Annotated in this window: 6 protein-coding genes; 2 read left to right on the forward strand and 4 right to left on the reverse strand. The window is 70.2% G+C overall.

The window, feature by feature from the left end:
* Positions 1 to 9: 9 nt before the first annotated feature.
* Entirely contained in the window at positions 10 to 2,826 is a 2,817-nt protein-coding gene (gene secA, locus ACSNOH_RS31770; protein WP_436724913.1) for a preprotein translocase subunit SecA, read from the reverse strand.
* A 303-nt stretch (positions 2,827 to 3,129) separates the two neighbouring features.
* Here secA and ACSNOH_RS31775 point away from each other — a divergent pair, with 303 nt between their 5' ends.
* Together ACSNOH_RS31775 and ACSNOH_RS31780 are read left to right on the forward strand one after the other, a co-directional pair.
* Positions 3,130 to 3,720 carry a GNAT family N-acetyltransferase gene (locus ACSNOH_RS31775; RefSeq protein ID WP_436724914.1) on the forward strand — a complete coding sequence of 197 codons (591 nt, stop codon included), beginning with the start codon at positions 3,130 to 3,132 and terminating at the stop codon, positions 3,718 to 3,720.
* 45 nt (positions 3,721 to 3,765) lie between these two features.
* Positions 3,766 to 4,965: a winged helix-turn-helix domain-containing protein gene (locus tag ACSNOH_RS31780; protein WP_436724915.1), complete on the forward strand. Its 1,200-nt coding sequence runs from the start codon at positions 3,766 to 3,768 to the stop codon at positions 4,963 to 4,965.
* Between the two features lie 96 nt (positions 4,966 to 5,061).
* Here the strand turns inward: ACSNOH_RS31780 and ACSNOH_RS31785 are convergent, their stop codons facing one another.
* From ACSNOH_RS31785 to ACSNOH_RS31795, 3 genes are all read right to left on the reverse strand, one after another.
* On the reverse strand, positions 5,062 to 5,802 hold the full coding sequence (locus ACSNOH_RS31785; RefSeq protein WP_436724916.1) for a response regulator: 741 nt from the start codon (positions 5,800 to 5,802) through the stop codon (positions 5,062 to 5,064).
* Positions 5,803 to 6,070: 268 nt separating this feature from the next.
* Positions 6,071 to 6,757, reverse strand: a complete 687-nt coding sequence (gene hpf / locus ACSNOH_RS31790) for a ribosome hibernation-promoting factor, HPF/YfiA family (protein ID WP_436724917.1) — start codon at positions 6,755 to 6,757, stop codon at positions 6,071 to 6,073.
* A gap of 292 nt (positions 6,758 to 7,049) precedes the next feature.
* On the reverse strand, positions 7,050 to 7,515 hold a 466-nt coding region (locus ACSNOH_RS31795), incomplete at its 5' end, for a ComF family protein (protein ID WP_436724918.1).

Below are 7,515 nucleotides of genomic sequence, written 5' to 3' on the forward strand. Positions count from 1 at the left end.
TCTCAGGGCTTACTTCTTACGGCGCCGCCCACCGCTGTTCTTCTGCGCCTTGCGGCGCTCGGCGCGCGTCATGCCGTCCGCCGCCGAGCGGAACTCGCCGGTCTCGTCGCTGGCGTAGTCGGTCTCGATCGTCCCGCCCGCACCGTCGACCGTGGGGGCCGAGAAGTGCAGCCGGTCCGGCCGCTGCGGCTGCGCCAGGCCCTTCGCACGGATCTCCGGACGGGCGGCGGGGATGGTGTCCTGCACCTTGTCCAGGGACGGCGCGGTCTCCTCGACCGGCACCTCCTCCAGCTGCTGGTCGACCTGGACCTCCAGGTTGAACAGGTAGCCGACGGACTCCTCCTTGATGCCCTCCATCATGGCCTGGAACATGTCGAAGCCCTCGCGCTGGTACTCCACCAGCGGGTCCTTCTGGGCCATGGCGCGCAGGCCGATGCCCTCCTGGAGGTAGTCCATCTCGTAGAGGTGCTCGCGCCACTTGCGGTCGAGCACCGACAGGACCACGCGCCGCTCCAGCTCGCGCATGATGTCCGAGCCGAGCTGCTCCTCGCGCGCCGCGTACTGCTCGTGGATGTCGTCCTTGATGGACTCGGCGATGAACTCGGCGGTGATGCCCGCGCGGTCGCCCGCCGCCTCCTCCAGCTCCTCGATGGTGACCTTCACGGGGTAGAGCTGCTTGAAGGCGCTCCACAGCCGCTCCAGGTCCCACTCCTCGGCGAAGCCCTCGACGGTCTCCTGGCGGATGTAGTCGTCGATGGTGTCGTCCATGAAGTGCTGGATCTGCTCCTGCAGGTCCTCGCCCTCCAGGACGCGGCGGCGCTCGCCGTAGATGACCTCGCGCTGGCGGTTGAGCACCTCGTCGTACTTCAGGACGTTCTTACGCGTCTCGAAGTTCTGCTGCTCGACCTGGGACTGGGCGGAGGCGATGGCCCGGGTGACCATCTTGTTCTCGATCGGGACGTCGTCGGGGACGTTGGCCATGGCCATCACGCGCTCGACCATCTGGGCCTTGAACAGGCGCATCAGGTCGTCGCCCAGCGACAGGTAGAAGCGGGACTCGCCCGGGTCGCCCTGACGGCCGGACCGGCCGCGCAGCTGGTTGTCGATGCGGCGCGACTCGTGGCGCTCCGTGCCCAGCACGTAGAGGCCGCCGAGCTCCTTGACCTCCTCGAACTCGGCCTTGACCGCGGCCTCGGCCCGCTCCAGGGCGCCGGGCAGCGCGGCCGCCCACTCCTCGACGTGCTCGACCGGGTCGAGGCCCATCTGGCGCAGCTCCGCCTCGGCGAGGTCGTCCGGGTTGCCGCCCAGCTTGATGTCCGTACCACGGCCGGCCATGTTCGTGGCGACGGTGACGGCGCCCTTGCGGCCGGCCTGCGCGACGATCGAGGCCTCGCGCTCGTGGTGCTTGGCGTTGAGGACCTCGTGCTGGATGCCGCGCTTGGCGAGCTGCTGCGAGAGGTACTCGGACTTCTCCACGGAGGTGGTGCCGACCAGGATCGGCTGGCCCTTCTCGTGCTTCTCGGCGATGTCCTTGACCACGGCGTCGAACTTGGCGACCTCGGTGCGGTAGATGAGGTCGGACTGGTCCTTGCGGACCATCGGCCGGTTGGTCGGGATCGGCACCACGCCGAGCTTGTAGATCTGGTGGAACTCGGCGGCCTCGGTCATGGCCGTACCGGTCATGCCGGACAGCTTGTTGTAGAGGCGGAAGAAGTTCTGCAGGGTGATCGTGGCGAGCGTCTGGTTCTCGTCCTTGATGTCCACCCCTTCCTTCGCCTCGATGGCCTGGTGCATGCCCTCGTTGTAGCGGCGGCCGGCGAGGATACGGCCCGTGTGCTCGTCGACGATCATGACTTCGCCGTCCATGACGACGTAGTCCTTGTCGCGCTTGAAGAGCTCCTTCGCCTTGATGGCGTTGTTCAGGTAGCCCACGAGCGGGGTGTTGACCGACTCGTAGAGGTTGTCGATGCCCAGCCAGTCCTCGACCTTGGTGACACCGGCCTCGTGGATGGCGACCGTGCGCTTCTTCTCGTCGACCTCGTAGTCGCCGGTCTCCTCGATGCCCTTCTGCGGGTTGGCCGGCTCGCCCTTGGTCAGGCGCGTGACCAGCTTGGCGAAGTCGCCGTACCACTTGGTGGCCTGGTCGGCCGGGCCGGAGATGATCAGCGGCGTACGGGCCTCGTCGACGAGGATCGAGTCGACCTCGTCGACCACGGCGAAGTTGTGCCCGCGCTGGACCAGCTCCTCCTTCGACCACGCCATGTTGTCGCGCAGGTAGTCGAAGCCGAACTCGTTGTTCGTGCCGTACGTGATGTCGCAGTTGTACTGCTCGCGGCGCTGCGCCGGCGTCATGTTCGCCAGGATGCAGCCGACGGACAGGCCCAGGAACTTGTGCACCCGGCCCATCAGCTCGGAGTCGCGCTCGGCCAGGTAGTCGTTGACCGTGATGAGGTGCACGCCCTCGCCCGACAGGGCGTTCAGGTAGGCCGGGAGGGTGCCGACGAGGGTCTTGCCCTCACCGGTCTTCATCTCGGCCACGTACCCCAGGTGCAGGGCGGCGCCACCCATGAGCTGGACGTCGTAGTGACGCTGGCCGAGGACGCGCTTGGCCGCCTCGCGGACGGTCGCGAACGCCTCGGGCAGGAGGTCGTCCAGGCTCTCCCCGTCGGCATAGCGCTGCTTGTACTCCTCGGTCAGGGCGCGCAGCTCGGCGTCGGAGAGGGACAGAAAGTCCTCTTCGATGGAATTGACCTGGTCCGCGATGCGGTGCAGCTTGCGCAGGATCTTGCCTTCTCCTGCACGCATGATCTTGCCGAAGACGGACACGTAGGCTAGCTCCTTGCCGGTCGGGCCTGGCACCGGTTCTCCCCCGCCGTGGGCAGGGGGCGGGTACGCGGGCACGACGGGACAGTCCCCGCCGCAACGGCCATCGTAAGCGAGGACCCCGCCGCGCCGGGAGGTCCGTCATCACCCGGGCCGGGTGTCACCCGCGGTGTCACCCGTCCATGGAACGAGCCAACCGTCCCCGAGGTGCCCCGCGCTCGTTTCCCGGGAGCGCCCCCGCTGCCGCTCCGGACGCACTCCGTCCCCGATCCAGCCGCACTCCGCCGCCGTTCCTACACTCCGCCCATGGAGCCCACGAGCCTCACCACCGAGCGCCTGCTGCTGCGCCCCTTCACCCCCGCCGACGCGGACGCCCTGCACGCCGCCTGCCAGGACCCCGGCATCCCCCGCTACACGAGCGTGCCCTCCCCCTACACCCCCGAGGACGCCCGGACCTTCACCGGCGAGACCTGCCCGGCCGGCTGGCGCGACGACTCCGTCTACACGTGGGGCGTGTTCACCCGTGAGGAGGGCCTGCTGGCCGGCTCCATGAGCCTGACGCCGGTCCCGCAGCCCTCCCGCGAGCGCCAGGCCGAGATCGGCTACTGGACGGCCAAGGAGCAGCGCGGCCGCGGATACACCGCCGAGGCCGCCCGCGCCGTGGTCCGCTGGGGCTTCGAGCGCCTCGGCGTCGAACGCATGGAGTGGTACGCGGAGGCCGGCAACGAGGCCTCCCGGGCCGTGGCCCTGAAGGCCGGCTTCACGATGGAGGGCACCCTGCGATCGAAGATCGCCCATGCGGGCACCCGCCGCGACGCGTGGGTCGGCTCCCTGCTCCCCTCCGACCTCGGCCTGCCCTCCGCCGTCCCCTACCTGCCCTTTCCCGGGCGCGGCTGACGGCTTGCGGAGGCATTGTCAGTGCCCCCGCCTAAGGTGACCGGCATGACAACTGCCGCCTCCGCCAAGGGCCGTGGGCCCGGCGCCCGCAAGCCCGAGCACCACCTGTCGGCCGATGACGCCCGCCGGCTGGCCCTGCGCGCCCAGGGCCTCCTCGGCGCCCCGGACCGGCGGGCGGGCACGCGCGGCGTGCTGCGCCGCCTGGGGGCCGTCCAGCTGGACACGATCTCGGTGCTCGCCCGCTCGCACGAGCTGGTGCCGTACGCCCGGCTGGGCGCGGTCGGGCGGGAGAGCGTCGAGGCGGCGTACTGGTCGGGGGACCACGCTTTCGAGTACTGGTCGCACGCGGCGTGCATCCTGCCCGTCGAGGAGTGGCCGCTGTTCGCGTTCCGGCGCCGGGCCTTCCAGGCCCGCGGCCACCGCTGGCACGTGATGGAGGACGCCGAGCGCTCGTGCGCCGCCGTCCGCGACCGGCTGAAGGCCGAGGGGCCCCTGACGGCCACGGAGCTGGGCGGCGCCAAGAACGGCGGCGAGTGGTACGACTGGTCCGAGACGAAGATCGCGGTGGAGTGGCTGCTGGACACCGGCGAGGTCGTCTGCACCCGCCGGCGCGGCTGGAAGCGCGTGTACGACCTGGCCGAGCGCGCCGTCCCCGGTGACCTCTTCCACGACGACCTGGACGACGCCGCGTGCATCCGGCGCCTGGTGGCCCAGGCGGGCGCCGCGATGGGCGTGGCGACCCGGGCGGACCTCGCCGACTACCACCGCCTCAAGGGCGAGCAGGTGGACGCCGTCATCGAGGAGACCGGGCTGGTGCCGGTCGAGGTGGCGGGGTGGTCCAAGCCCGCCTGGGCCGATCCGGCGGCCCTGGCCGCACCGCCGCGCGGCCGGCACCGCACGACGCTGCTGTCGCCGTTCGACTCGCTGGTCTGGGACCGCCCCCGCACCGAGCGGATCTTCGGGTTCACCCACCGCCTGGAGGCGTACGTGCCCAAGACCAAGCGGATACACGGCTACTTCGCGATGCCCCTGCTGGCCGGCGGGCGTCTGCTGGGGCGCGTGGACCCGGCGCGCGACGGCGGCACGCTGGTGGCCCGGCAGGTCTCCCTCGACGGACCCAGGGCAGTGGCGCCGATGGCCGGGGCCCTGAGGGAGGCGGCGGAGTGGGTGGGCTGCCACGCCGTACGGATCGAGCGCTGCGACGACGCGCGGCTGGCGGCAGAGCTGGTGAAGGCCCTGGCCTAGGCGCGGCCGGGGCCAGGCGCGGCCGGGGGCCGGCCGGGGACCAGGCGCGGCCGGGGGCTCACCAGCACCCGGCCGCGGATACGGCTACGGCTACGGCTAGCGGATCTCCAGGATCTTCTCCCGCATCGCGTAGACCACCGCCTCCATCCTGGAGTGCAGCTGCAGTTTCTCCAGGATGTTCCGCACGTGGTTCTTGACGGTGTTCTCGGAGATGAACAACTCCTTGGCGATGTCGCGGTTGTTCATCCCCGTGGCGACCAGCTTGAGGACCTCCAGCTCGCGGTCCGTCAGCCGGGGGGCGGGCACGAGCCGCCGCTCGTCCGTGCGCTGGATCATCGACTTGAACTCGGTGAGGAGCTTGGAGGCCATCGAGGGGCTGATCTGCGACTGCCCGTCGGCCACGGCGCGGATCGCCGTGGCGACCTCGTCGGTGGAGATCTCCTTGAGGAGGTAGCCGGTCGCCCCGGCCTTGATGGCGTCGTAGAGATCGGCCTCCTCGTCGCTGATCGTCAGCATGATGATCTTCGCGCTGGGGGCCACCTCCTTGATGGAGGTGCAGGCCTCGATGCCGCCGCGCTTGGGCATGCGGACGTCCATCAGCACGATGTCGGGCAGCAGGTCCGCGGCCTTGTCCACGGCCTCCGCGCCGTCACCGGCCTCGCCGACGACCTGGATGTCCTCCTCCTGGGCCAGAACGATCTCCAGGCCGCGGCGGAAGAGCGCGTGGTCGTCCACGACCAGGACCCGGATGGGCTCCTCGCGCGCCGTGCTCCTGTCCGTGCAGGAGCCGTCGTCGTCCTCGCCGGGCTCGAGTACGGGCCCGAACCTGTCCGCCATTGTTCCTCCCCCTGAAGACCCCTGAAGGCCCAGAGCCCCTCGCGGTTGCACTGTGCTGCGTGCTGCGCCGCCCAACCGGTTCCCCGGCGCCGGTGGTTGGCTGCCGGGGTCATGATTTCATGCCGGGACGCCGGGCAGTGCTTTCCGTCGGTACCCGTCGTCGCCCGTCGTCGCACGCCGGTGCCCCGGGAGCGCGGGGGCGCGCTCCGAGGGCACCTGACTCGGGGTGGACTACGGCGATGGACGCGGGAGGCCGGGGCCTCCCGGGTCAGCCGCCCAGCTCCCCGCCCGCACCACCGGGCTCTCCTTCGAAGAGCGGGTCGGCATTGAGGTGGATGACGCCGTAGTCGTAGGCGTGCCGCCGGTAGACGACACTGGGTTGCTTGGTGTCGGAGTCGACGAACAGGTAGAAGTCGTGCCCGACCAGCTCCATTTCGTAGAGCGCCTGATCGAGGGTCATGGGCGCTGCGGAGTGGGTCTTCTCGCGGACCACCAGGGGGCCTTCGCCCCGGATCTCCAGGGATCCCATGCGGGTGACCGGCACCTCCGACGCGTGCTCGGCGGCGAGTTCACCGCTGTCGGTGAGCTCGGCGGCGCCGATGACGGTCGATGCGACATCGCTCGCGGGGATGCGGCCGTTGCCCCGCCGGGTGTGGCGCTTGTCGTTCTGCTTGCGCAGTCGTGCTTCGAGCTTGCTGGTGGCCAGGTCCAGTGCGACGTACGGATCGGTGGCTGCGGCCTCCGCGCGGATCACCGGGCCACGGGAACGCACCGTGATCTCCACCCGGTCGGAGCGGTCGGCCTGCCTGGGGTTGGGCTCCTTGGACACCTCGACGTCGAGGCTGATCACCTTGCCGTCGAGCTTCTGGATCTTGTCCAGCTTCAGCTTCTCGGCCACGTGCTTGCGAAAGCGCTCGGGCACCTCGGTCTTGCGGCCTTTGACGACGATGTCCACGCAGAACTCCGTTCCCGGATCGCCCCGCCGAAGGTGCGGAGCGCATCCCTCTTGCATCAGACTCCGGGGATACCCGGAGCCACCGACTTGGCGGTTTTCACCTCCTCCTCCCCCATCGGCAAGGCCTGCACCCCATCGACTTCAAGCTTCCGCGAAAGCGAGCAAAGCGCGCCATTCGGAAATGTGAGGCATAGCCTTGCCATTCCTCTCAACCGAACATATCTCGCTCGGACGCCTGTCGGTAGCCCCTACCGGGACGTACCTCCATTCAGGTGTTTCCCTGCCGTTACCATCAGCAACGAATGACATTGCCCTTCAGTTCCGGTTCTTTTCGGCCGGACGGGCCGGACAGGACGGACGCGGCCACGACGGCGGCGCCCAGCACCCGCCCGCCCGCGAGCGAGACGGCACGGGCCGCTTCGGCCAGCGAGGATCCCGTGGTCATCAGGTCATCCACCAGCACCACCGGCCCTTCTGACCTCAAAAGCCTCTCTGCTCCCATACGTACCCCCAGGGCACCGGCGACATTCGCCCTGCGCTGCCGGGCGCCGAGGCCGGCCTGATCGGCGACGGCCCTGTGCTGCCGCAGCACGGCCGCCACGGCAACCGGGAGCCCGCCCGCGCGCAGCTCCCGCGCCGCGCCGAGGGCGAGCCGCCGTCCGGCGTCGTGGCCGCGGGCGGCGACGGCGCGGCGGGCGGAGGGGACGGGAACGAGCAGCAAGGGCCTTTCCCCGGCCTCCAGGGCCCCTCCCCCGACC

This window comes from Streptomyces sp. URMC 127, from assembly GCF_051386535.1.
In the GTDB taxonomy this organism is placed as follows: domain Bacteria; phylum Actinomycetota; class Actinomycetes; order Streptomycetales; family Streptomycetaceae; genus Streptomyces.

Coding starts and splice junctions, on each gene's coding strand:
- ACSNOH_RS31775 (WP_436724914.1), top strand. CDS start 3,130: ATGGAGCCCACGAGCCTCACCACCGAGCGCCTGCTGCTGCGCCCCTTC.
- ACSNOH_RS31780 (WP_436724915.1), top strand. CDS start 3,766: ATGACAACTGCCGCCTCCGCCAAGGGCCGTGGGCCCGGCGCCCGCAAG.
- ACSNOH_RS31785 (WP_436724916.1), bottom strand. CDS start 5,802: ATGGCGGACAGGTTCGGGCCCGTACTCGAGCCCGGCGAGGACGACGAC.